Source organism: Mycobacterium sp. DBP42, from assembly GCF_005924235.1.
Classification (GTDB): Bacteria; Actinomycetota; Actinomycetes; order Mycobacteriales; family Mycobacteriaceae; genus Mycobacterium; species Mycobacterium syngnathidarum.
Window position 1 is genome coordinate 95,414 of sequence record NZ_VCMY01000014.1, and the last position, 21,605, is coordinate 117,018.

At 66.1% G+C, this 21,605-nt stretch carries 36 protein-coding genes; 16 read left to right on the plus strand and 20 right to left on the minus strand.

The window, feature by feature from the left end:
- Positions 1 to 35 precede the first annotated feature (35 nt).
- Positions 36 to 1,373, plus strand: coding sequence for an L-lysine 6-transaminase (gene lat / locus E0T84_RS15455; RefSeq protein ID WP_138744838.1), 1,338 nt, complete (start codon positions 36 to 38; stop codon positions 1,371 to 1,373).
- Here the strand turns inward: lat and E0T84_RS15460 are convergent.
- Positions 1,364 to 1,936 (minus strand): restriction endonuclease, encoded by a 573-nt coding sequence (locus E0T84_RS15460; RefSeq protein WP_171055043.1) that lies wholly within the window; start codon positions 1,934 to 1,936, stop codon positions 1,364 to 1,366. The genes lat and E0T84_RS15460 overlap by 10 nt on opposite strands.
- 71 nt (positions 1,937 to 2,007) lie before the next feature.
- Between E0T84_RS15460 and E0T84_RS15465 the strand changes: the two genes are divergently transcribed.
- The 3 genes from E0T84_RS15465 to usfY (E0T84_RS15475) are packed head-to-tail and all read left to right on the plus strand — an operon-like array spanning position 2,008 to position 3,691.
- Positions 2,008 to 2,694: a PAS and ANTAR domain-containing protein gene (locus E0T84_RS15465; RefSeq protein WP_138744839.1), complete on the plus strand. Its 687-nt coding sequence runs from the start codon at positions 2,008 to 2,010 to the stop codon at positions 2,692 to 2,694.
- 58 nt (positions 2,695 to 2,752) lie between these two features.
- Complete coding sequence (locus E0T84_RS15470) at positions 2,753 to 3,370, plus strand: flavodoxin family protein (protein WP_138744840.1); 618 nt, start codon at positions 2,753 to 2,755, stop codon at positions 3,368 to 3,370.
- A gap of 12 nt (positions 3,371 to 3,382) precedes the next feature.
- Positions 3,383 to 3,691, plus strand: a complete 309-nt coding sequence (usfY, locus tag E0T84_RS15475; protein ID WP_138744841.1) for a protein UsfY — start codon at positions 3,383 to 3,385, stop codon at positions 3,689 to 3,691.
- Between the two features lie 59 nt (positions 3,692 to 3,750).
- On the opposite strand, the gene E0T84_RS15480 is transcribed toward usfY (E0T84_RS15475), so the two are convergent.
- Positions 3,751 to 3,993, minus strand: coding sequence for a CsbD family protein (locus E0T84_RS15480; protein ID WP_036388797.1), 243 nt, complete (start codon positions 3,991 to 3,993; stop codon positions 3,751 to 3,753).
- Positions 3,994 to 4,185: 192 nt separating this feature from the next.
- On the opposite strand from E0T84_RS15480, the gene E0T84_RS15485 reads away from it, so the two are divergent.
- Together E0T84_RS15485 and E0T84_RS15490 are read left to right on the plus strand one after the other, a co-directional pair.
- A complete protein-coding gene (locus tag E0T84_RS15485) occupies positions 4,186 to 4,863 on the plus strand; it encodes a HemK2/MTQ2 family protein methyltransferase (RefSeq protein WP_138744859.1) in 678 nt (225 codons plus the stop codon).
- Positions 4,860 to 5,063, plus strand: coding sequence for a CDGSH iron-sulfur domain-containing protein (locus E0T84_RS15490; RefSeq protein WP_138744842.1), 204 nt, complete (start codon positions 4,860 to 4,862; stop codon positions 5,061 to 5,063). Before E0T84_RS15485 ends, E0T84_RS15490 begins: the two co-directional genes overlap by 4 nt.
- Here the strand turns inward: E0T84_RS15490 and E0T84_RS15495 are convergent.
- Together E0T84_RS15495 and E0T84_RS32730 are read right to left on the minus strand one after the other, a co-directional pair.
- Positions 5,043 to 6,062 carry an iron-containing redox enzyme family protein gene (locus E0T84_RS15495; protein ID WP_138744843.1) on the minus strand — a complete coding sequence of 340 codons (1,020 nt, stop codon included), beginning with the start codon at positions 6,060 to 6,062 and terminating at the stop codon, positions 5,043 to 5,045. The genes E0T84_RS15490 and E0T84_RS15495 overlap by 21 nt on opposite strands.
- Complete coding sequence (locus tag E0T84_RS32730; protein ID WP_371725979.1) at positions 6,059 to 6,610, minus strand: DUF4383 domain-containing protein; 552 nt, start codon at positions 6,608 to 6,610, stop codon at positions 6,059 to 6,061. The genes E0T84_RS15495 and E0T84_RS32730 overlap by 4 nt, the downstream gene beginning before the upstream one ends.
- On the opposite strand from E0T84_RS32730, the gene E0T84_RS31840 reads away from it, so the two are divergent.
- The gene (locus E0T84_RS31840) at positions 6,531 to 6,698 is read left to right on the plus strand and encodes a hypothetical protein (RefSeq protein ID WP_159437534.1); all 168 of its coding nucleotides are present in this window, start codon (positions 6,531 to 6,533) and stop codon (positions 6,696 to 6,698) included. The genes E0T84_RS32730 and E0T84_RS31840 overlap by 80 nt on opposite strands.
- 159 nt (positions 6,699 to 6,857) lie before the next feature.
- Here E0T84_RS31840 and E0T84_RS15505 read toward each other — a convergent pair whose 3' ends face one another.
- Complete coding sequence (locus tag E0T84_RS15505; protein WP_138744845.1) at positions 6,858 to 7,160, minus strand: hypothetical protein; 303 nt, start codon at positions 7,158 to 7,160, stop codon at positions 6,858 to 6,860.
- An 81-nt stretch (positions 7,161 to 7,241) separates the two neighbouring features.
- Positions 7,242 to 7,370 (minus strand): hypothetical protein, encoded by a 129-nt coding sequence (locus E0T84_RS32575; protein ID WP_256366544.1) that lies wholly within the window; start codon positions 7,368 to 7,370, stop codon positions 7,242 to 7,244.
- A 163-nt stretch (positions 7,371 to 7,533) separates the two neighbouring features.
- Between E0T84_RS32575 and E0T84_RS15510 the strand changes: the two genes are divergently transcribed.
- A complete protein-coding gene (locus E0T84_RS15510) occupies positions 7,534 to 7,929 on the plus strand; it encodes an ATP-binding protein (RefSeq protein ID WP_138744846.1) in 396 nt (131 codons plus the stop codon).
- A gap of 3 nt (positions 7,930 to 7,932) precedes the next feature.
- On the opposite strand, the gene E0T84_RS15515 is transcribed toward E0T84_RS15510, so the two are convergent.
- From E0T84_RS15515 to E0T84_RS15530, 4 genes are all read right to left on the minus strand, one after another.
- Positions 7,933 to 8,361, minus strand: a complete 429-nt coding sequence (locus E0T84_RS15515; RefSeq protein WP_138744847.1) for an STAS domain-containing protein — start codon at positions 8,359 to 8,361, stop codon at positions 7,933 to 7,935.
- Positions 8,362 to 8,663: 302 nt separating this feature from the next.
- A complete protein-coding gene (locus E0T84_RS15520; RefSeq protein WP_138744860.1) occupies positions 8,664 to 9,017 on the minus strand; it encodes a maleylpyruvate isomerase N-terminal domain-containing protein in 354 nt (117 codons plus the stop codon).
- Entirely contained in the window at positions 9,014 to 9,241 is a 228-nt protein-coding gene (locus E0T84_RS32075; RefSeq protein WP_212757710.1) for a hypothetical protein, read from the minus strand. The genes E0T84_RS15520 and E0T84_RS32075 overlap by 4 nt, the downstream gene beginning before the upstream one ends.
- On the minus strand, positions 9,238 to 9,558 hold the full coding sequence (locus tag E0T84_RS15530; protein ID WP_070947019.1) for a helix-turn-helix transcriptional regulator: 321 nt from the start codon (positions 9,556 to 9,558) through the stop codon (positions 9,238 to 9,240). The genes E0T84_RS32075 and E0T84_RS15530 overlap by 4 nt, the downstream gene beginning before the upstream one ends.
- An 80-nt stretch (positions 9,559 to 9,638) precedes the next feature.
- On the opposite strand from E0T84_RS15530, the gene E0T84_RS15535 reads away from it, so the two are divergent.
- The 4 genes from E0T84_RS15535 to usfY (E0T84_RS15545) all read left to right on the plus strand — a co-directional run bounded on the left by E0T84_RS15535 (position 9,639) and on the right by usfY (E0T84_RS15545) (position 10,780).
- The gene (locus E0T84_RS15535) at positions 9,639 to 9,872 is read left to right on the plus strand and encodes a hypothetical protein (protein WP_070187273.1); all 234 of its coding nucleotides are present in this window, start codon (positions 9,639 to 9,641) and stop codon (positions 9,870 to 9,872) included.
- Positions 9,873 to 9,879: 7 nt separating this feature from the next.
- The gene (locus E0T84_RS31845; protein ID WP_019348837.1) at positions 9,880 to 10,035 is read left to right on the plus strand and encodes a hypothetical protein; all 156 of its coding nucleotides are present in this window, start codon (positions 9,880 to 9,882) and stop codon (positions 10,033 to 10,035) included.
- 57 nt (positions 10,036 to 10,092) lie between these two features.
- Positions 10,093 to 10,350: a Rho termination factor N-terminal domain-containing protein gene (locus tag E0T84_RS15540; protein ID WP_070187272.1), complete on the plus strand. Its 258-nt coding sequence runs from the start codon at positions 10,093 to 10,095 to the stop codon at positions 10,348 to 10,350.
- A gap of 121 nt (positions 10,351 to 10,471) precedes the next feature.
- Positions 10,472 to 10,780 (plus strand): protein UsfY, encoded by a 309-nt coding sequence (gene usfY, locus E0T84_RS15545; protein ID WP_070187271.1) that lies wholly within the window; start codon positions 10,472 to 10,474, stop codon positions 10,778 to 10,780.
- 30 nt (positions 10,781 to 10,810) lie between these two features.
- Here the strand turns inward: usfY (E0T84_RS15545) and E0T84_RS15550 are convergent, their stop codons facing one another.
- Positions 10,811 to 11,095 carry a hypothetical protein gene (locus tag E0T84_RS15550; protein WP_242671642.1) on the minus strand — a complete coding sequence of 95 codons (285 nt, stop codon included), beginning with the start codon at positions 11,093 to 11,095 and terminating at the stop codon, positions 10,811 to 10,813.
- Positions 11,096 to 11,206: 111 nt separating this feature from the next.
- Between E0T84_RS15550 and E0T84_RS15555 the strand changes: the two genes are divergently transcribed.
- Positions 11,207 to 12,193, plus strand: coding sequence for an LLM class F420-dependent oxidoreductase (locus tag E0T84_RS15555; RefSeq protein ID WP_075910146.1), 987 nt, complete (start codon positions 11,207 to 11,209; stop codon positions 12,191 to 12,193).
- Here the strand turns inward: E0T84_RS15555 and E0T84_RS15560 are convergent.
- Positions 12,161 to 12,706: a DUF6328 family protein gene (locus E0T84_RS15560; RefSeq protein ID WP_138744849.1), complete on the minus strand. Its 546-nt coding sequence runs from the start codon at positions 12,704 to 12,706 to the stop codon at positions 12,161 to 12,163. The two genes, E0T84_RS15555 and E0T84_RS15560, sit on opposite strands and share 33 nt — an antisense overlap.
- Positions 12,707 to 12,984: 278 nt before the next feature.
- Here E0T84_RS15560 and E0T84_RS15565 point away from each other — a divergent pair, with 278 nt between their 5' ends.
- Complete coding sequence (locus E0T84_RS15565) at positions 12,985 to 13,419, plus strand: ATP-binding protein (protein ID WP_070187269.1); 435 nt, start codon at positions 12,985 to 12,987, stop codon at positions 13,417 to 13,419.
- Positions 13,420 to 13,445: 26 nt separating this feature from the next.
- Positions 13,446 to 14,168, plus strand: coding sequence for an RNA polymerase sigma factor SigF (locus E0T84_RS15570; RefSeq protein ID WP_249383647.1), 723 nt, complete (start codon positions 13,446 to 13,448; stop codon positions 14,166 to 14,168).
- Here E0T84_RS15570 and E0T84_RS15575 read toward each other — a convergent pair.
- Positions 14,139 to 14,561 (minus strand): STAS domain-containing protein, encoded by a 423-nt coding sequence (locus E0T84_RS15575; protein ID WP_138744851.1) that lies wholly within the window; start codon positions 14,559 to 14,561, stop codon positions 14,139 to 14,141. The two genes, E0T84_RS15570 and E0T84_RS15575, sit on opposite strands and share 30 nt — an antisense overlap.
- Positions 14,562 to 14,756: 195 nt before the next feature.
- Between E0T84_RS15575 and E0T84_RS15580 the strand changes: the two genes are divergently transcribed.
- Positions 14,757 to 15,302, plus strand: coding sequence for an NTP transferase domain-containing protein (locus tag E0T84_RS15580; RefSeq protein WP_138744852.1), 546 nt, complete (start codon positions 14,757 to 14,759; stop codon positions 15,300 to 15,302).
- A 3-nt stretch (positions 15,303 to 15,305) separates the two neighbouring features.
- Here E0T84_RS15580 and E0T84_RS15585 read toward each other — a convergent pair whose 3' ends face one another.
- The 7 genes from E0T84_RS15585 to E0T84_RS15615 all read right to left on the minus strand — a co-directional run bounded on the left by E0T84_RS15585 (position 15,306) and on the right by E0T84_RS15615 (position 21,461).
- Positions 15,306 to 16,301 carry a malate dehydrogenase gene (locus E0T84_RS15585; protein ID WP_070187266.1) on the minus strand — a complete coding sequence of 332 codons (996 nt, stop codon included), beginning with the start codon at positions 16,299 to 16,301 and terminating at the stop codon, positions 15,306 to 15,308.
- Complete coding sequence (locus tag E0T84_RS15590) at positions 16,298 to 16,630, minus strand: hypothetical protein (protein WP_064849307.1); 333 nt, start codon at positions 16,628 to 16,630, stop codon at positions 16,298 to 16,300. The genes E0T84_RS15585 and E0T84_RS15590 overlap by 4 nt, the downstream gene beginning before the upstream one ends.
- Before the next feature lie 99 nt (positions 16,631 to 16,729).
- Positions 16,730 to 18,526: an acetyl/propionyl/methylcrotonyl-CoA carboxylase subunit alpha gene (locus E0T84_RS15595; RefSeq protein ID WP_070187265.1), complete on the minus strand. Its 1,797-nt coding sequence runs from the start codon at positions 18,524 to 18,526 to the stop codon at positions 16,730 to 16,732.
- 363 nt (positions 18,527 to 18,889) lie between these two features.
- Positions 18,890 to 19,309 (minus strand): cysteine desulfuration protein SufE, encoded by a 420-nt coding sequence (locus E0T84_RS15600; RefSeq protein ID WP_070187264.1) that lies wholly within the window; start codon positions 19,307 to 19,309, stop codon positions 18,890 to 18,892.
- Positions 19,306 to 20,202, minus strand: a complete 897-nt coding sequence (locus E0T84_RS15605; protein ID WP_138744853.1) for a sulfurtransferase — start codon at positions 20,200 to 20,202, stop codon at positions 19,306 to 19,308. Before E0T84_RS15605 ends, E0T84_RS15600 begins: the two co-directional genes overlap by 4 nt.
- Before the next feature lie 66 nt (positions 20,203 to 20,268).
- A complete protein-coding gene (locus tag E0T84_RS15610) occupies positions 20,269 to 20,496 on the minus strand; it encodes a hypothetical protein (protein WP_230983367.1) in 228 nt (75 codons plus the stop codon).
- A 323-nt stretch (positions 20,497 to 20,819) separates the two neighbouring features.
- Positions 20,820 to 21,461 (minus strand): nucleoside triphosphate pyrophosphatase, encoded by a 642-nt coding sequence (locus tag E0T84_RS15615; protein ID WP_138744854.1) that lies wholly within the window; start codon positions 21,459 to 21,461, stop codon positions 20,820 to 20,822.
- Positions 21,462 to 21,605: the final 144 nt, after the last annotated feature.

Consider the following 21,605-nt stretch of genomic DNA (forward strand, 5'->3'; position numbering starts at 1 on the left):
GGCAGATGCCGTAAAACTTCCGTTAGCATGGTGTCATGACCGCAGTGCTGACGAATATGCCGACCATGACGCCCGAGCGGGTGCGCGCGGTCCTGGCGCGCAGCATCCTGACCGACGGTTTCGACTTCGTGCTCGATCTCGAGCGCTCTCGCGGCCCGTATCTGGTGGACGCGCGCAGCGGCGAACGCTTCCTGGACATGTTCACTTTCTTCGCCTCGGCGGCGCTCGGGATGAACCACCCGGCCCTGGCCGGCGAAGCATTCCGCGCCGAGCTGGCCCAGGCCGCAGTCAACAAGCCGAGCAATTCCGACATCTACAGCGTGCCGATGGCCCGGTTCGTCGACACCTTTCGCCGCGTGCTCGGTGACCCCGACCTGCCGCATCTGTTCTTCGTCGACGGCGGTGCGCTGGCAGTCGAGAACGCGCTCAAAGTGGCCTTCGACTGGAAGAGCAGGCACAACGAGGCACGGGGAATTGACCCGGCGCTGGGCACCAAGGTGCTGCACCTGCGCGGAGCCTTCCACGGCCGCAGCGGGTACACCATGTCGCTGACCAACACCGACCCCGTCAAGGTGGCCCGCTTCCCGAAGTTCGACTGGCCTCGCATCGACGCTCCCTACCTGCGTCCGGACACCGATATTGCTGCGCTCGAAGCTGATTCGCTGCGGGCGGCCAGGGCTGTCTTCGAGGCCCACCCCCACGACATCGCCTGCTTCATCGCCGAGCCGATCCAGGGTGAGGGCGGCGATCGCCACCTACGCCCGGAGTTCTTCGCGGCAATGCGCACGCTGTGCGACGAGTTCGACGCCCTGTTCATTTTCGACGAAGTGCAGACCGGATGCGGGATCACCGGAACTGCCTGGGCATACCAGCAATTGGGGGTCAGCCCGGACGTGGTCGCGTTCGGGAAGAAAACACAGGTGTGCGGAGTGATGGCCGGAGGCAAGGTCGACGATGTCGCCGACAACGTCTTCACGGTGAGCTCGCGGATCAACTCCACCTGGGGCGGCAACCTGGTAGACATGGTGCGGTCTCGGCGCATCCTCGAAGTCATCGAGGCCGAGAATCTGTTCCGCAATGCCGCGATGACGGGTGACTACCTGCTCGGCCAGTTGCGCCTGCTGGCAACGGATTTCCCCGGTACGGTGCTCGATCCGCGTGGCCGAGGGCTGATGTGCGCGTTCAGCCTGCCCACCACGGCCGCGCGGGACCAGCTGGTACGGCGGTTGTGGGACCGGCACGTCATCATGCTGCCGAGCGGGACCGACTCGGTACGGTTCCGGCCGGCGCTGACCGTGACCCGCGAGCAGATCGACGAATGCCTCGCGGCGGTGCGCGATGCACTGCGATCCCCGCTGACGGCTCAGGGCTGATCGGCGGGTTCTTCTGACGACGCCGCGCGTCGCAGGATCGACTTGAGCCGGGGCAGGTCGGCTCCGGCCACCAACTCACAACCGTGCAGTGCGGCGAGTTTGCGTGCGGCCGGGGTGAAATCGTTGTTCGTCACCACCATTGTTCTGGCGCAGTCCTGCATCGGCGCGCCGGCGACGACCTCCTGTACGGCGCTCGCGCCCACCGGCCGGGACAATCGTTTGCATTGCACGGCAATCCGGTTCGGCCGGCGACCGACGATGAGATCCACCCCCCAGTCCCCGGTCAGCGGCGTCATGATCACCGGTAGCCCACAGGTCCGGGCCACATGGGCCACATGGTCTTCGAACTCCAGCCCGGTCATCTCTGCGGACGCGTCCTCGCGCGTGCTCGGGGTGCTGACGCCCTGGAATGCACCCAGCAGGAATCGGGGAGCGGCCGCCAGCATCACGGGCGCCAGCAGGCCGATGACCAGGCTCCATGCGGTGTCGACGCCGGCAAGGCGACTCGCGATCGCGACCGCTGCGCCGGCCGCGATGAAGATCTTGATCCGAAGCCGCCTCACGGGCCGAATGTAGATGGGCCCTGTGACAAATCGGCTGACCCGCTGCCAGTTCGGCGCGCTAATCTCAACCCGTGACGAGTGATCCCGCGGCGGGGAACCCCGATTCGCCGATCGAGCATGCCTTTGCCGGTGGCGAGGCGCAGCGTGTCGGCTGGTTCCGGTTCTATTTCGCCGACGAGCGCTGGGAATGGTCACCCCAGGTAGAGCGGATGCACGGGTACGAGCCCGGCACCGCCCGTCCAACAACCGAGCTGGTGCTGTCCCACAAGCACCCAGAGGACTACGGACAGGTCGCTGCAACTCTGCTGGAGATCCGACGGACCTCCGGCGCGTTCAGCACCCGCCACCGCATCCTCGACACCTCGGGGGAGGTCCACCACGTCGTCGTAGTCGGGGATCAGCTTTTCGACGACGCCGGCGCGGTCATCGGAACGCACGGTTTCTACGTCGATGTCTCGCCGTCGATCAGCCGGGCACGAGAGGACGCCGTCACCGAGGCGGTAGCCGAGATCGCCGAGGCGCGTAGTGCCATCGACCAGGCCAAAGGAATGTTGATGCTGATCTATCGCATCAACGCAGATGCGGCATTCGAGCTGCTCAAATGGCGGTCTCAGGAAACCAACACCAAATTACGGGCGTTGGCCGAACAGCTGGCCGAGGACTTCCTGGGTCTGGACTACGCCGAGACACTCCCTGAGCGCGCGATCTTGGACCGCTTGCTGTTGACGGCCCATCTGCGCGTCCGCCCGGAGGTTTAGCCCCGTCCCGCCCAGGGAAGACTCCCGGCGCTGATCCGAAGCGAATGGGAGTTGACTGATGACTGCCCCGACCCTGACCGCACTGGCTCTCGTTTGCAGTCTCAAGCGGCAGCCCGCCGAGTCCAGCAGTGAGCTCATCGCCGATCAGGTCTGCGAGAACCTCAGGGCGATGGGAGTGGGCACAGAGACGCTACGGTGCGCCGACTTCGTCATCGAACCCGGCGTGGAAACCGACATGGGTGGCGATGATCAGTGGCCCCAGATCCGCGAGAAGGTGCTTGCCGCCGACATCCTTGTGCTGTCGACCCCGGTCTGGCTGGGCCATCCGTCGAGCATTGCCCAGCGGGTCCTGGAGCGCCTCGACGCTGAACTGTCAAACACCGACGACGTCGGTCGCCCGGTGCTCGCGGGCAAGGTGGCGCTGGTGTCAGTGGTCGGGAACGAGGACGGTGCTCACAAGACGGTCGCCGACCTCTTCCAAGGGCTCAACGACATCGGCTACACCATCCCGGCCCAGGGCTGCACGTACTGGAACGGCGAGGCCATGCACGGCACCGACTACCTCGATCTCGACGAGGTGCCCAGCGCCGTTGCCGATGCCACCGCCGCGGCGGCGCGCAACGCGGCACACCTGGCCGGGGTGCTCCAGCTAGGCCAGTACCCGCGCTATGAGTGAAAGGGAGAAATGATGAAAAGTCCCGACGATCCCGTCGACCACACCAGGACGACCCGGCCGCACGCCGGCGAGTCGATGAAGGACAACCGCAACATGCCTGCGTTGGTCCTCATCGGGCTGGGCGTGGTGATGTTCGTCGCGTGTCTGTTCGGCTTCGCGACGGGCAACAGCGGGCTGGGGATAGTGCTCGCCATCCTGGCCGCCGCTGGCCTGTTGGGCGGCGGTCTGTGGCTCGCAATCGCTCACCTGCGGGTGCGGCGTATCGAAGAGCGTTGGTACGCAGAGCACCCCGAAGTGATCAGGCAGTCGCCGAACAGCTGACCCGAGACGCGAGATGGCCCAGCCGACGGTGGCTGGGCCATCTCTTCAATCAGGTCGGGCTACGGTCGCTGGCTCGCCTGCTCACGCTGCTCGGCAGCCTTGGCTCCGGCCCGAGCGGATTCGGCCTCCGCTTCCTTCTTTGCGGCATCCTGCTGGGCATCGGCCTTGTCCTGCTGGGCTTTACCCTCGCGCACAAGATCCTCGCGGCCGGTCACGGTACCGACTGCTTCCTTCGCCTTGCCCTTGACGTCCTCGACGACGCCCTTGATGCCTTCTTCAGGTCCTGAGTTCTTCTCGGTCATGCTCTACCTTTCCGCTACTGGGAGTGGATTGGTCATTCCACGCGGCTTCTCCACGCACCCCCTTGGATTTCCACGAACCGGCCGAGCTAAACGTGCCGTGACGAATCGGCTCCAGCGGCAACGAAGTTTGCGGAGCGCCTGGTTGGGTATCGAGTAGAGGTGCTTTCCGGAACAAATGAAATTGCCGGCGACATGGCCGTGGAGACCATTGCCGTCGGCGCCGAGGACGTGTATCGACCGCAGCACGATTCGTGGCTGTTGATCGATGTGCTCGAGCGTGACGACGCGGTGGCCGGCCGCCGGGTGGTGGACCTGTGTGCAGGAAGCGGAGTCGTTGCCATCGCCGCAGCCCAGATGGGCGCCAGTGCGGTTACGGCGCTGGATATTTCACCAGAGGCGATCCGTTGCACCCAGGCCAACGCATTGGCTGCCCAGGTCGATGTCGAAGCCAGACTCGGGTCGTGGACGCAGGCGCTGGAACACGAACCCTACGACGTCGTGGTGTGCAATCCGCCCTATGTTCCGGTGGCACCGGGGACCTCCGCGGACGTCCCCGTGTCGACTGGGCCGATGACTTCGTGGAACGGCGGCCCGGATGGCCGGCTGGTGCTCGACCGGCTGTGCCGATCGGCGGATGCCGCCCTGGCCGCCCGGGGGTCTTTGTTCCTGGTCCAGTCCGAGTTCTCCGATGTCGAGGAGTCGTTGCGGCTCTTGCGGGCGCGCGGTCTGGACGCAGAAATCTGTGGCACCCAGCTGATTCCGTTCGGACCGGTGTTGCGGATGCAGGCGCGTTGGCTCCGGGACACCGGGCGGTTGACCGACGCCAGGGCCGAAGAGGAACTGGTCGTCATCCGGGCGGACAAGCCATGACCGAACATCGGGCGGTGCGGGTGGTCCAGGGCGGGCCGATCCTCGTCGAGGGGCCGGTACGCATCGAAATGCCCGACGGAAGCACTGTGGAATCAGATCGGTTCATGGTGGCCATCTGTACCTGCCGCCGATCCAAGACCTATCCGTTGTGTGACACCAGCCACCGCAAGATCAAGCGTTCAGGCAAGCGGCCGGCATAGTGAACTGCGTTCGGCCAGCCAGCATTTCATCAGATGCTCGGCCAACCGGTCTTCCATGGCGGCAAACGCCCTGATCCCGAACACCACATCGGAGTCGAGGTCCGGTTCGCGGCGGACCAGATCGCCCACGACGTCGTGGCGGACGACTTGCTCATGTACCGCGTCGGCCTCGACGTGCTCGCGATAGAAGCGGATACACGCTTCCGGGGCGTCGAGCCGCTTCAAAGCGGCCACCATCCGCTGCGACCCGGGTGAGGACGTGATCTCGGTGGCCGCGAAATGTCCGGCAGCGGCCCCACGGAGGCGCCGGTGCAGACCGAACATCGACATGAGGTTGACCAGTGCCAGGCTCTCGGCGGGCACCGTGTCGAGGTAGCCGAGGTAGCTGTCGTCCAACTCGGCCTCTCTCAACAAGTCGGCGAACAGGTTCTGGTGCAGGCGAGCGGCCGAGCCGGCGCCGTATTCGTCGTATTCGACGGCGACAAACGCGGCCTTTGCCTGGCCACCGAGGCGGGGGATCAGCCAGGCGTGCGGATCGCCCTCTTTGAGGTGGTACAACGACCGGTGCACGAAATACTCGCGCATCTGTTCCCAGGTGCCCTGGTCGCGGAGGTGAAAAGAAGGGCCGGTTCCGTCGGCGGGTTCGACCGACAGCCGCGCCATTTCCTGCTCGGCGGTGTCGTCCGGATCGATGGTGCCGACCTCGTGGCGGACCGCGGCGAGGAAGATCCGTTCGAACTGGGAACGCAGGTGCAAGAGCCCGGCGTTCCATTCCCAGTCCTGGTCGACGCCGGCAAAGCCCCGATAGTGCAGTTCGTAGCAGATGTAGATGGCGAATTGCACGTCCAGCCCCAGCGGATCGGAATCGCGCAGCGGGATCCAGACCGGTTCGAGGTGGTTGTGCGGGGCACGGTCGCCGAGCCGCTCGATCAGGGCGGCCGAGATGGGCCCTTTCGGGGACGGAAGCCCAGGTTGCTGAAGGGTCGGGAGGGTCGTCATGGCGGAACAGTTATGCCCGTCGGCGGTCGTTGGTAAACCGGTATGGCGCAGCGTGTTTGCGATACGGGCAGGCCTACTCGATGGTCCCGGGCGCTCCGGTACCGATTCCGTGGGTGGTGGTAACAGACCGGCCGAACACCAGCCCGAGCGCGATCATGACCAGCGCCAGACCCGAAGTGCAGCCAATTGTCGGCCGTGTTCACCGGAATGAAGTTGGCCGAGCTGTCCCGGTCGATGAACAGACCGTAGAGGCGCAGCACGGCGTAGATCAGGCCGCCGCCGATCAAATAGGCGCGCGCGGCACCGGCCTGGCGGGCCATGATCACACCGACCACGCCGAAGGTCAGGGCGACGGCTTGCAGCGGTGTGACCGGGAATACCCGCCGAGGCCCATTCCAACCCGGTCGCGCGGTTTGTCCGGGTACCTGCCGGGGTATCCCGTGACAAGTTGGAGTCGAGGTGAGGGACATGACGAGCCCAGCCCTTTTCGAGCGAGTGGCCGACGCTATCGAGGCGCAGCACCGGCGGGCGCTCAGCGCGTACGCCATCGCCGAGTTCGTGTGGTTCTGGCGTGGTGACGTGATCACTGGCTCCGAAGGGTCGCAGCCTGCGGGTTATAACCAGCACGCAGCGTGACGTGATCTGAGCCCATTCGGGCGACATCGCCACGCGGAGCCCGAGGAGATTACTCAGCTGCACGGCGTCCTCCCGGGATCCGAGCGACGATATGGTCTCGCAACCAGCGCTCGACCCAGCCGGTTTCCGCCGGCAGCTCGCTGGTCCTCAGTTGCACCGTCACTCCGACCGAAGCGAGCTGTTTCCAAGGGATCTCGTGCAACATCGATCGCGGACCGTGTCCTCGCCAGGCTCCATGCGTTCCCCCTTGTCCTCGCGGTCCTGACGGTCGAACTCATCGAGTCCGAGGTCGTCGGTGACCGCCTCGCGCTGGTCTCGCCAATCCGGATCGGCGGCCTCCAGGGGAGGGCCGTCCAGGTCTGTCACGGGTACTTCAGAGTCGGGAACCAGTTCGCTGGGTTCACGGTCCTGCTCGAGCGCATCGGCGATGGGCACATCGTCGGGTACGTCTTGGCGGGTCATACCGGCGGGATAACCCGATGCCCCCGAGGTCAAACTCTTCGTGTGTTCAAGTGGGACACAGGAGATCTACCGGCCCGCCCGTCAGGTCTGCCTACCGACCTTCTTGATCAACCGCGCGGTGCTGCGATCCAGGAACTCCTGGCGCTTGTCGCTGTCCTGGACCCGGGCGGCGCGGCCCGGCCCGCCGACGACACTGTGGCGCAGCCTCATTGGGTGCGCCACATGGGTTTGGCGACCTCACAGCAGTGGGTACGCGTCAGATATGTCATCTTCTGACCGGGCACCGGGGCCTCGGCTCACTGTGTTGCACGGCCAGCGAATACCCGGCCGGGGATCCGGTCACACCAGCGGAGGGCGGGCTGTGGAGTTTCGGGTGCCCGCGCGAACTGAGGCGCTCGCGGTGGTGAGGGCGATGACCTCTTGCCTGGCCGACTACGAGGGGCTCGACGGGGAGACGGCCGCGAACCTGGCTTTGGCAGTGGACGAAGCATGCACCGTGCTGATCGGTATGGCGTCGCCCGGAGCCGCTCTGGTGGTGGAAGAAGATCCCCACGCACACGAACTCACCGTACGGATATCGGCTGTCTGTGACAGCGTCCATGGTGATCCTGGCACCGCTGTTCTGAGCGGATTCAGCCGCCGGGTGCTCCAAGCGCTCACCGAGCGCGTCGAAACTTTCGTCGACGACACTGCTTTCAAGCGCACCGCCGTTGCCACGCCGGCACTGGGGATCGCGCTGACCGTTCGTCGGCGTTGGGCCATGACTTAGCGCTCAGCGGTCCGCATTCACCAACTGCAGCTGTCGTGGCTGATCACGCAGCATCGACAGCGCGGCCGGAAGTTCGGAGGCGATCGGCAGCGCGCAGGCCGGATCGCAGATTCTCAGCACCCGAGAGACCGCACTGCTGGGAATCAGTACCCAGTCGACGCGGTCTCCGACATACCTCACATTGAGGGTGTGTAGGCAGGCGAAGCACCCTGCGCCGAAGAACTCGACAGCACTGAGATCCAGCACGAGCTGTCGGCCCGGCCTGCTGTGCTGCAGTCCGCATTCGACCAGGTCGGCGGCGTTGGATGCGTCCAACTCGCCGTGCACGGTGATCACCGGCGTCGCCGAGGACAGCCATTGGGCACTGAACCCCGCGCGGGTGCGTTTGTTGGGCGTCGGTGCCGCCGGTTTGGCGGCATTCATTGTGGACATCGGTGACTCCTCAGTAGAAATACTGTGGTCACGTCACTCTCAGGCTCTGTGGGCTCAAAACCCCTGGATACAGGGGGTGTCACGACCCTGCACCCGATGACGATTCCGGGGCGGCTGTGAACTCAACCTGCCTTGGACTCTACGCCCAGGCATGGTCGTGAACAATTGATCACGGGTTTCTTATTATCCTCAGGTCACGTTGGCCACATGCGCCACACCGGCCGCCCGGCGGCCGGCCGGTTCCCCGCGGGGGCGTTTCCGGGATTTGGAAGTCATTGCCGGACAAAGGTATTCGATCTGTCTCAGAGGTGGCCGCGCAGGACTTCCGCACCGGCGCCGGTGAGCTCCTCGGCGGCTTGTCGACGGCCCGTCATGGCCATCAGTAGTGCTTCACCCGTGCCGGTGACCTCGGGTCCGCTGTCGTGCTCCCAGTCGATGTCGTTGGCGCGCAGGATCCGTCCGTTGCTGAACCGCTTGAGCAGCCCGGCCCACCCCAGCTCCTCGTAGCTGATGACTTGGGCCACAACGTCTTTCACAGTCCGCCCCGCGCACAGGGACTCGGTCTGCCATTGCTGAGGTGTCAGGGTGGCCAGAAGATCCGCAAGGTCGGCGCGCTCGTCGTGGGCGAGGTCCATCAGGGACGGTTCGGTGTTCATTGCGGCACCTCCTGCACTTCTCCGGTGACCGCGTCGAGGTAACGGTGTTCCAGCTCGACGCGGGTCCGGGCGGCGCCCTCGGGGCTGCGCCACCGGTACCGCGAGCAGGTTGTGTTCGCGCGGCTGATCGCGTCGAACCGGTCGATGAACAGGGTGAAAGCCCGGTCCGCGGCCGCATTGACGACGATGCTCTTTCGGACGGGTGCGGCTGCTGTGGGTTTCATGTCGGCTGTGCCTCCTGTTCGACGAGGTCCTTGTACGCCTCCAGAGCCTGGCTCCAGAAGCTGTCCAGCTCGGCACGAAGTGCCGCGATACCGGCTGGATCGACGTGGTAGACGCGGCGTGTTCCGGCGGCCCGATCGCCGACGAGCCCGGCTGATTTCAGCACTTTGAGATGTTGTGAAACCGCCGGACGGCTGATCGGGAGTTCGCGGGCCAGCTCGCCCACTGCCATCGGGCCCACAGCGAGTCGCCGGACGATGGCCCGGCGACTCCCGTCGGCCAGGGCGGCCCATGGATCGCTTGCTGGGTAAGTCACCACGAACCGTAAGTCTACGCTTACCCATGGTGCCGGTCGAGTCCGAAAGTTTGACCTGCGCGTAAGCGGGTACATGGCATGCCATGAGACTTGGTGGATTATTCGGGACACTCGTGCTCATCTGGCTGATCATCGGCGTGGTGGCAGCCTGGCAGCGCGACTATTTCCATGGTGGATCAACTAACTGCGCGACCGCCGGTGCCGTCGCGCTCACAGTCCTTGCCGGGCCGCTCAACTATGCGGGCGTCAACCCGAAGGTCCAGGAGTGCCGTCTACCGCAACCCAGCGCGATGGAATCCATCGCGGCATTGAATTGAGGTCGCCATGATTGTTCTCGGTGCGGTTCTGCTCATTCTCGGCTTGATCCTCGACATGTATCTGCTCTGGGTGATCGGCGTGGTCCTGCTGGTCATCGGGGGTGTGTTCTGGCTACTCGGGGCGATCGGGCGGCCGGTCGCGGGCCGGCGAAGCTGGTATTGACGCGGACGGCGCCGACAACGCCGTCGCGACAGTTGGCAACAACAAGGGAGGTGCTTGATGCCGAATCCGTCGATCAAGGACGAGAAGCTCTACGAGGAACTTCGGGACGAAGGAAACTCGAAGGAGAAAGCCGCGCGGATCTCCAATGCCGCTGCCGCCAGGGGGCGTTCGAATGTCGGGCGTTCGGGCGGCAAATCCGGATCCTACGAGGACTGGAAAGTCGACGACCTGCGTCACCGGGCGAAAGAGCTTGGTATCAAAGGATATTCTGACAAGAACAAGCGCGAGCTGATCGGGATGCTCCGAAACCACTGATCGTCATCGGAGCTGGAGCCGGAGCGTCGGTCGACAATCTGACGGTTTTTCTCGCCAGCGGAGCCACGGAGTTCTACCGTGGAGACAGCACGTGGTGCGAGTAATGGCGGAAGGAGCAGCCATGCACGGCCCAAAGGACCCAGTTGACCACGCCCGGACAACCCGGCCGCATGCCGGCGAGTCGATGAAGGACAACGTCATCATGCCTGCGCTGATACTCATCTTCGTGGGGCTGGTGCTGTTCGTCGGGACCCTGGCGGCATTCGCCACCGGCCACCCCGACGTCGGCCTGACCGTCGGCACGCTTTCTGCGGCCGGCTTCATCATCGGATCGATGTGGCTCGCCCTCGAGCACATGAGGGTGCGTCGCATCGAGGAACGCTGGTACACAGACCATCCCGGGGTGATGCGCCAGCGGCCGAGCAGCTGACGGCCGGCACCGTGCTGAGCCGTTCACTGCTCAGAACGTGAGTGCGAGTATCGCGAAATCGATTGCCAGCAGCGCCAACCCGACTATCGGTACCAGGATTCCGTACCGCATCCGTGCGGTGAAGATGGATATGGCGATGGTGACGATCGGCACCACCGGCGCGCCGTAGAACAGGACCCCGAACCAGAATTCACCCGGACCCTTGTTCGCGCAGACCTCGCCGGTGCAGCCGGCCATGCTCATCACCGCACCCATGCCGTACAAAAACACCGCGATGGCCGCCGGGATGGTCAGCACCACCAGTACCCAGGTCATCGAAAACCGTGTTCGCCGCCCACCATTGTGCTGTGTCTGCAGAGTCTGTGATTCCGTCATTGGGTTCGCATACCCAGTTTCGTGGAGTTCTGCACGGGTTATCCCAGCGGCATGGCCAGATTCGGATACACCTTGATGACCGAGCAGAGCGGCCCGCGAGAGCTGGTCGACTATGCGGTGTCAGCAGAGCAGGTCGGCTTCGACTTCGAGGTCAGCAGCGACCACTACAGCCCGTGGCTGGCCAGTCAGGGGCACGCTCCCAACGCCTGGCCGGTACTGGGGGCGGTAGCCCATGCCACTCACTCCGTCGACCTGTACTCCTACGTGACCTGCCCGACGATCAGGTACCACCCAGCGATCGTCGCCCAGCAGGCGGCCACCGTGCAGATCCTGTCCGAAGGGCGGTTCACCCTCGGGCTGGGCAGCGGCGAGAACCTCAATGAGCACGTCGTCGGTCAGGGTTGGCCGACGGTCGAGCGTCGCCTCGACATGCTGGCGGAGGCGATCAAGCTGATCCGAGAACTACTCAGCGGAGAGCTGATCGACTTCACCGGGGAGTTCTTCGAAGTGGCCTCGGCGCGCATCTGGGATGTACCGGAAATCCCGGTGACCGTTGCCGTCTCGATGACCGGCGAGAAGTCCGTCGAAAAACTGGCGGTGTCCGCCGACCATCTGATCAACGTCGCGCCCGACCGGGCGATCGTCGAAGACTGGCAGCAGCGCCGGCAGGCCACCGGCGTGCTGCCCGAGGGACGCGTCATCGGGCAGATACCGGTGTGCTGGGATCCCGATCGAGACGCCGCCGTACAACGCGCCCATGACCAGTTCCGTTGGTTCGCCGGCGGCTGGGCGGTCAACGCCGATCTTCCCACCCCGGCCGGATTCGCGGCGGCGACGCAGTTTGTGCGCCCCGACGATGTGGCCGAATCCATTCCGTGCGGACCAGACCTGGACGCGATCGTTGCGGCCGTGGCCCCCTATCTCGACGCGGGATTCACCGACATCGCCTTGGTCCAGATCGGCGACGAGGGGCAGCAGCGATTCCTGGACGAGGCCGCCAAGCCGCTACTGGCTGCGCTGCACGCCGAGTTCGACTGACGAGCCCGACGACATCGGGTGACCCAGCCGCATCACCAGCGGCAGCAGCAGCCAGACACCCACGAACGTCAGCAGGGCGACCGCCCCTGCGATCACGCCGGCCTCACGTCCGGCGACGGTGTCGAAGATGAGCTCGGTGACCCCGGTCATCGCGAGGCCCAGCAACACCAGCCCGAGGAATGCACAACGGTGGGCGGCCGAGACGAGCAGGTTCAGCCGATGCCTGCGGAACAGGAGGCGGTGCATGCCGACAGGTGCCACCAGCAGTGCGGTGGCAGCTGACGAACACGCGACCGTCGCGAGGTAGAGGACCCGCATCGGTCCGTCGAGCATCGAGAACCGTTCCTGGAAAGGCAGAGTCAGCAGCAGTCCGGTCAGCAGTTGAACGCCGGTTTGCACCACCCTCAGCTCCTGCAGCAGGCTGCTCCAGTTGCGGTCCAGCCGCTCCGCTTCCGTTTCGTGGCGAGCGGTCTGGTCCCACCGCTGATCCAGCTCGGGACGGTCCGGATCCATACTGTCGATGATCCCATGCCAGTCGCAGGTTTCGGGTTGCGTCCGGGCGGGCATCCCTGGCCCGGGCGTCGCAGGCGGGTTCCTGTCTGGGCGCAGAAGGGAACGATAGTGTCAATGGCGAGACCGACATCGAGCCACCGGGGCAGGCCCGGCGCGCGTCCGGTGGAAACTGCTCGGAGCGTTGTGATTCAACACCGCGCGAGCGTCATCAGCAGAGCGGTCTCGTGAGACTAGGGTCCCAGTTGGGATACTGTCGATCCGAGATGCCGGGAGGTGAAATGGCCGACGAACAGGGCCAGTCCATGCCGTCGAGCCGTGGAGAGCGGTCGGTGGAGATTCGGGTCGCGGCCAGGCTGGAGAACCTGGCCGTGGTGCGCACACTTGTCGCCGCCGTCGCAGCGTTCGAGGACCTCGATTTCGACGTTGTCGCCGACCTGCGGCTGGCGGTGGACGAGGCCTGCACAGCGTTGATCCGGGCCGCCGTCCCGGATTCGAGCCTGCGTTTGATCGTCGACCCGAGCGAGGATGCGGTGGTGATCACCGCCTCGACCACCTGCACCGGTTCCGCGGTGGTCGAGCCGGGCAGCTTCAGCTGGCACGTCTTGAGTTCCCTGACCGACGAGGTCAAGACGTTCACCGACGGGGACGGGCCCGAAGCCGGTCAGGTGTCCGGCATCACCCTCACGACGAGACGAGCGAGCCTGCTGCGGTGACGTCCGAATATGCGGACGTTCGCGAAATGTTTCGCGAACTCAGCGGAATGCCCGAGGACTCGTCGGCTTACGAGCGTCAACGTGAGCGGATCGTCGAGCGGTGTCTGCCGCTCGCCGACCACATCGCGCGGCGGTTCGACGGCCGCGGCGAATCACGCGAAGACTTGACGCAAGTGGCGCGGGTCGGCCTGGTCAATGCGGTCAACCGGTTCGATGTCGAGGCCGGATCAGACTTCGTGTCCTTCGCGGTGCCGACGATCATGGGGGAGGTCAGGCGCCACTTCAGGGACAACAGCTGGTCGGTGAAGGTGCCGCGGCGGCTCAAGGAGCTGCATCTGCGACTCGGCTCGGCCACGGCGGAGCTGTCTCAGCGGCTGGGCCGGGCCCCCACCGCCTCCGAGCTGGCCGAAGAACTCGACATGGACCGCGAAGAGGTGATCGAAGGCCTGGTCGCGGGAAGCTCGTACAACACGCTGTCCATCGACAGCGGAGGCGGGGGGAACGAGGACGCGCCGGCGATTGTCGACACGCTCGGCGACGACGACGCCGGTCTGGACCAGATCGACAATCGGGAAACCCTGCGGCCATTGCTCGCGCAGTTGCCCGAGCGGGAACGCACGGTCCTGTTGCTCCGGTTCTTCGAGTCCATGACGCAGACGCAGATCGCCGAGCGTGTCGGTGTCTCGCAGATGCACGTCTCGAGGCTGTTGGCGAAATCGCTAGCGCGACTTCGTGACCAGCTGCAGTAGCGCGGCCTTGCCGTTCAATGTGGACAGTGCCGCGGCCACGCTGTAGCACGTGTGCAACGCCGAATCCGGGTCGCAGACGCGCAGCAGCCGGTTCACTGCTTTGCTGGGTACCACCACCCATTCGACATCCGAGGCCGAGCAGCGCACCTCGATGTCGGTAAGGGCGTAAAACCCTGCGGTGCCGAAGAAGTCGACCTCGCTGAGGTCGATTGCGACCCGCTCGGCCCTGGCAATGTGGTGCGACACGTAGTCGGCGAAATCGGCTGCGTTGACGGCGTCGATCTCGCCGCGGGCGCTGATCACCGCCGTTGACGGCGGCAGCCAGCGGGTGGCGAAGGCGGCCGGGGAATCGTCGGTCCGGTCGATCGGTACGCTCGTCGAAATAGCGGTCATCGGTAGCTCCATCAGTCGTAATACATGTATTCGTACTGTTGGTGCGGCGTCGATCGGCAACGGTGGGAGTCCCCGCGCGTATGTCGATGACGCCCGCTGCGGCTGTGAACTCAACCTGTAACGGACCCTACCGCGATCAATGTCGGCGGACAATCGTCTGAGTGGATTCTTATGGTTCCAGGTCAGACTGTTGGCATGCCGAACTCCGATGCAGTTGCCGGGGTGCTGCTGGCCGCCGGCGCGGGGAGTCGGTTCGGGATGCCGAAAGTTCTTGCCGAAGAAGGGGATTGGCTCGCTCGGGCCGTCGCCGCGCTCGACGGCGGCGGCTGCGACGAGGTGATCGTGGTGCTGGGTGCGGCGGTGGTCGAGGTGCCGGCGCCCGCGCGCGCGGTGGTCGCCACCCGCTGGGCCGACGGCATGAGCGCATCGGTGCGCGACGGGCTGGCGGCCATCGGCCCGGCCGGCTGGGCCGTCTTGCACACCGTCGACACCCCCGATGTCGGCGCCGAGGTGGTGGCACGGGTCCTGGGTGCGGCACGTGGCTCCGATTCGGGCCTGGCCCGTGCCGTTTACGGCGGCCGCCCCGGTCACCCCGTCGTGATGGCCCGCAGGCACCTCGCGGAGCTGACCGCGACATTGCACGGCGACCAGGGGGCCCGGGCGTTTCTCGGTGGCCGCGACGACGTCATCGCCGTCGAATGCGCTGACCTGGCCACCGGCCTCGACATCGATGAACGCTGACTGCTAGAGCAGGCCGAGCTGTTCGACAGCGTGGCGCTCCTCGAGTAACTCGGCCACCGACGCGTCGATTCGGGCCCGGGAGAATTCGTTGACCTCCAGGCCCTCCACGATCTGCCACGCGCCGTCCACCGCGCGCACCGGCAGCGAGGCGACCACCCCTTCCGGCACTCCGTAGACGCCGGGGGAGGGCAGGGCCACCGATGTCCAGTCGTCGGGGTCGGTGCCGTCGACCCAATCGCGGACGTGGTCGATGGCCGCGTTGGCGGCCGACGCGGCCGAAGAGGTGCCACGAGCTTCGATGATCGCGGTGCCGCGGGCAGCGACGGTCGGGATGAACTCCTGGGTGAGCCAATCGGTGTCGGCCGCGTAGTCGGAACCCGGCCGCCCGTCGATGACCGCGTGGAAGATGTCCGGGTACATGGTCGGCGAGTGGTTGCCCCACACCGTCACCCGCGACACGTCGGTGACGTGCACGCCGGCGTGCGCAGCCAGGGCGGCGACGGCGCGGTTGTGGTCGAGCCGGGTGAGCGCGGTGAACCGCTCGGCGGGGATGTCGGGGGCGTGGGCCGAGGCCACCAAGGCGTTGGTGTTCGCCGGATTGCCGACCACGACGATGCGCACATCACCGGCCGCGCCGGAGTTCAGCGCCTTGCCGGACTCGGCGAAGATCGCGGCGTTCGCGGCCAACAGGTCAGCACGTTCCATGCCTTTGCTGCGTGGCCTGGCCCCGACCAGAAGTGCGACGTCGACACCGTCGAACGCCCGCACCGGATCGTCATGGATCTCGATGTCGACCAGCCCGTCGAACGCGCTGTCGACCAGTTCCATGACCACGCCTTCGGCCGCGCGGATCGCCGACGGCAGTTCCAGCAGCCGCAGCTTGACCGGGACGTCGCGACCGAGCAGGGCACCCGCCCCGATGCGGAACAGCGCGGCGTAGCCGATCTGGCCGGCGGCACCGGTGACCGTGACGACTTTGGGGCTTGCGGGCGTGCTCACGTGTGCACCTCCAGTCCGAGCACCTGCGTGGCGTAGCGCCGCACGGTGTCCTCCGAGATGGCAGCGGCATCCTCGAAGCCGGGGCGGCCCCGGCTGCTCAGGAAACCGGTGACGGGATCGAGGATGACCTCGGCGAGCAGTTCACCGGTGGTCGGTTCGCACACGGCCCAGGTGTAGCGGGTGTCGTCGGCCCAGCCGTCTGCGGCGTCGTGAACGTAGTCCAAGTCGTCCTCGCCCAAGTCGGTGAGTGCCGGCCGGTCGTCGACCCGGTCATCGGCGCGCAGCCCGCGCAGATACCACTGGCCGTTGTTGATCTCCACAGGTTCCACAAGACCTCCACGGTGCCGAACTCAGAAATGCCGAATGGCCACTTATGACACAAGATTCAACAGAATCCGTGCCACAAGTGGCCACTCGGGGCGAAAGATCTACTTGATTTCGGCGATCACGGTGCCCTGGGTGATGGCGGCACCGGCTTCGACGGCCAGACCGGTGATGACACCGTCCTTGTGGGCCGTCACCGGGTTCTCCATCTTCATGGCCTCCAGCACCACCACGAGGTCACCCGCGGCCACTTCCTGGCCTTCTTCGACGGCCACCTTGACCACGGTGCCCTGCATCGGTGCGGTCACCGAGTCGCCCGAGGCCGCTGCGCCGCCTGCGCCGCCACGCTTGCGGGCCTTGGGCTTCTTGCGCACGACACCGGCGGCAGCGCCACCGCCACCACCACCGAGCGCCAGGTCACCGGGCAGCGACACCTCGAGGCGGCGTCCGCCGACCTCGACGACCACGGTCTGGCGAGGAATGGTGTCCTCTTCCTCGATCGGGTCCCCGCCGGTGAACGGCTCGACGGTGTTGTCCCACTCGGTCTCGATCCAGCGGGTGTGCACGTCGAACTTCTCGCCGTCACCGATGAAGGCGGGGTCGGCGGTCACGGCCCGGTGGAACGGGATGACCGTCGCGAGGCCCTCCACGTTGAACTCGGCCAGCGCACGGCGCGAGCGGGCCAGGGCCTCTTCGCGGGTGGCACCGGTGACGATCAGCTTGGCCAGCATCGAGTCGAACTGACCGCCGATCACCGAACCGGACTCCACACCGGAGTCCATGCGGACACCGGGGCCCGTCGGGGGCTCGAACTTGGTCACCGGGCCGGGCGCGGGCAGGAAGCCGCGGCCGGCGTCCTCACCGTTGATCCGGAACTCGAACGAGTGGCCGCGCGGGGTCGGATCCTCGGTGATGTCCAGGGCTTCGCCGTTGGCGATCTTGAACTGCTGCAGCACCAGGTCGATGCCCGAGGTCTCCTCGGTGACCGGGTGTTCCACCTGCAGACGGGTGTTGACCTCAAGGAAGGAGATCAGGCCGTCCTGGCCGACCAGGTACTCGACGGTGCCGGCGCCGTAGTATCCGGCCTCCTTGCAGATCCGCTTGGCCGACTCGTGGATCTCCTTGCGCTGCGCGTCGGTGAGGAACGGGGCCGGGGCCTCCTCGACCAGCTTCTGGAAGCGGCGCTGCAGCGAGCAGTCGCGGGTACCGGCGACGACGACGTTGCCGTGCGTATCGGCGATCACCTGGGCCTCGACGTGACGCGGCTTGTCCAGGTAGCGCTCGACGAAGCACTCGCCGCGACCGAACGCGGCAACGGCCTCACGGGTCGCCGACTCGAACAGCTCGGGGATCTCCTCGATGGTGCGGGCCACCTTCATGCCGCGGCCGCCACCGCCGAAGGCGGCCTTGATCGCGACCGGCACGCCGTACTCCTTGGCGAACGCCACGACCTCGTCGGCGTCCTTGACCGGATCCGGGGTGCCCGGCACCAGCGGTGCCTGAGCGCGGGCGGCGATGTGGCGCGCGGTGACCTTGTCACCGAGATCGCGGATGGACTGCGGGCTCGGCCCGATCCAGATCAACCCCGCATCGAGCACGGCCTGGGCGAAGTCGGCGTTCTCCGACAGGAAGCCGTAGCCCGGGTGGATGGCGTTCGCGCCGGACTTCGCTGCGGCGTCCAGGATCTTTTCGAAGACCAGGTAGGACTCGGCTGAGGTCTGTCCCCCCAGGGCGAAAGCTTCGTCGGCGAGCCGCACGTGCGGTGCGTCGGCGTCCGGCTCGGCATACACGGCCACGCTGGTAAGTCCGGCGTCTTTGGCGGCACGGATCACCCGGACCGCGATCTCCCCGCGATTGGCGACCAGCACCTTGGAGATCTTTGAGCTGGCGTGGTTGGCCACGGTGCCTCCTCGGCAGTTCTCTAAGAAACGTCTTTAAGAATCTATCGCGGGCAGTTTATGCGGCGCACCTTGAGGCTTCCCAATCCGGTATCGGTTACCGGTGAGTAGGTTTTGGCCGATTTCCGCCCATGGACGCATCGCCGCTGTTGACGTGCCAATTTGCCGTCCCGGCTCGCGGGGTCACATCGGCTCAGCCGACACGCATCCGGTGGGTCGGCTGCGGGCTCGCATCGATCGGTACGTTCGCGCAACGTCGGGCACCTCCGGCCATTCCTGTCGTGCTGTTCGATTGTGAATCCTGCTGGAGCGGAACGGATCACAGTTGCGGGCAAAGGACCGGGGCGGACGAATCCGCGCGGCCGGTCAGGCCCCGCGCAACCGCCGCTTGATCCGCGTCAGCATCGCCGACATGCCCCGCAGCCGCAGCGGGCTGATCAACGCGGCCAGTCCCAGTGCGGTGTAGAAGTCGTCGGGCACCGCCAGGATGTCATCGGCAGGCTGGCCGTCCAGGCCGGCCGCAAGGATCGCGGCGAACCCGCGTGTCGTCGGCGCCTCCGGTGGCGCGCTGAAGAACAACCGCACCTTGTCCCGGTCGGAGGCGTCGACGTCGAGAAACAACGGCGACTGGCACTCCGGAACGGGTTCCATGGCCGCCTCTTCGAGATGACTCGGCAAGGGCGGCAGCTCGTTGGCGAACTCCAACAGCAGCTGGAGCTTGTCCTGGCCGGCCACCTCCTGGAAGTCGGAGACGACCTCTGCCAGGGCGGCCGGCATCGAACTCATGAGGCGCCTGGGGCCTGGCCTGCATCGGGGCCGACGGCCACCGGGACCCGCACCGCGTTGCCCCATTCGGTCCACGAGCCGTCGTAGTTGCGCACGCCGGGCAGCCCGAGCAGGTGGGTCAGCACGAACCACGTGTGGCTGGAGCGCTCGCCGATCCGGCAGTACACCACCGTCTCGTCGTCGGGTTTGAGGAAGCCGTAGAGCTCCGCGAGTTCGGCGCGGCTGCGGAACTGCCCGTTGTCTCTGGCGGCCTTGCCCCACGGGATCGACTTCGCGGTGGGGATGTGTCCGCCGCGCAGCGCACCCTCTTCGGGGTAGTCGGGCATGTGGGTGCGCTCGCCGGTGTACTCCTGGGGCGAGCGGACGTCGATCAACGGCTGCTTACCGAGGATGGCGAGCACGTCGTCTCGATAGGCGCGGATCGGGGCGTCGTTGCGCTCCACCACCGGATAATCGCTGGACTGCCGGATGGGCACCTCAAGGGTGGTGTCACGGCTTTGGGAGACCCACAGGTCGCGTCCGCCGTCGAGCAGGCGCACATCGGGGTGGCCGAACAAGGTGAACACCCACAGCGCGTACGCGGCCCACCAGTTGCTCTTGTCGCCGTAGATGACGACGGTGTCGTCGCGGCTGATGCCCTTGCGGTCCATCAACTCGGCGAACTGTTCACCGTTGATGTAGTCACGCACATTGGGGTCGTTGAGGTCGAGATGCCAGTCGATCTTCACCGCGCCCGGGATGTGGCCGGTGTCATACAGCAGGACGTCCTCGTCGGACTCGACGATGGCCAAACCGGGCCGACCCAGGTTGCTGGCCAGCCAGTCGGCGGTGACCAGGCGCTCCGGATGGGCGTACTCGGCAAGAGTTGGGCTGGGATCTGCAGGCAGCGGCACACCAAGAGCGTACCGTCGGTCCCGGCATCGGTGGCGGAGCAGTGTCCGGACCGCGCGTATCGCCGGCTACGCGGTGAACGCGACCTCGTAGGCCACGGCAAAGCGGCGGGCGCCATTGTTGGCGCGGAAGAGAGAGCCGCCGTTCTGAGACCAGGTCACCACGCGCAGCAGCCGCTTGCCCGGCGACAGGCGTTTGGCGATGATGTCGGCGAATGCGGCGCGCAGCCGCTCCAGGTCGCATGTCTCGAAGTCGCGTGCCACGCGAACATCCCACATTGTTTCTTCGACTGGCATCGGCCCAGTGTCAACCGGTGGTTGAGACTATCCGCGACATCGGCGCGGCGTGGCGCCACACAAAAAGGTTGCAATTTGATCACTGCGCGCACCGGCGGGCACCGAAAGTTGCGGGCAATGGCGGAGCGGAACCGAACTGCTTGAGTCGCAACGGCTACGACACCCGCTCCACCCAGAAGGGGCCGGGATGAACACGGTGGCAACCGATCTCGCAGGTCGCAGAGCATGGTTCGAGCATCACGTGCTCGACCTCGGGGGCGGACTTCAGGCGGGCGTATCGCCACGGCTGGTTCGGCCGGAAGGGCGCGAGTTGCACGTACGGCTTAGGCAGTGTCCGCCGAACTTTTCCAGAGCTGCGCCACCGACAGACCGGCCGCGGCCAGCATTCGGCGCAGCAGCGGCAGGCTCAACCCGATCACATTGGACGGGTCGCCGTCGATGCTGTCGATGAACCAGCCGCCCAGGCCGTCAAGCGTGAAACCGCCTGCGACACCGAGTGGTTCGCCGCTGTTGAGATAAGCCTGCAGGTCCGCGTCGGTGGGTGAGCCGAAACGAACCGCGGTGATGCCGGTGTCGGCGGCGCGATGGACGACCGACCCGTCACGGACCACCAGCACGGCATGACCGGAGTACAGCTGGGCCGTCCGGCCCGCCATCGTCTGCCACTGCCGTCGAGCGGTGCCGACATCTCCTGGCTTGCCACACAACTGCCCGTCGAGAAGCAGCATCGAGTCACAGCCGATCACGACGCAGTCACCGGCGATCGCCGCGGGCAGGTGCGCGAACACCTCGTCGGCCTTGGCCGCGGCGAGCCCGCTCACCATCTGCTCAGGCGGGGCACCGGCCAACGACGCCATCACGGCGTCCTCGTCGACACCGGAAACCACCACCAACGGATCGAGGCCGGCCTGGCGCAGAACGCCAAGCCGGCCCGTCGATGCCGAACCCAGGACGACCCGGGTCATCTAGCCGCTCACTAGCGCCAATGCCGCGCAGTTAGGTGTGTGACTGGTGTGGCAAGTGTGACACGCCGTGCGGGGTGCCAGTAGGACAGCGGAACTCCCGGTATCGATGGATTGTCCGTCCAAAGACACCATCACACCAGGGAG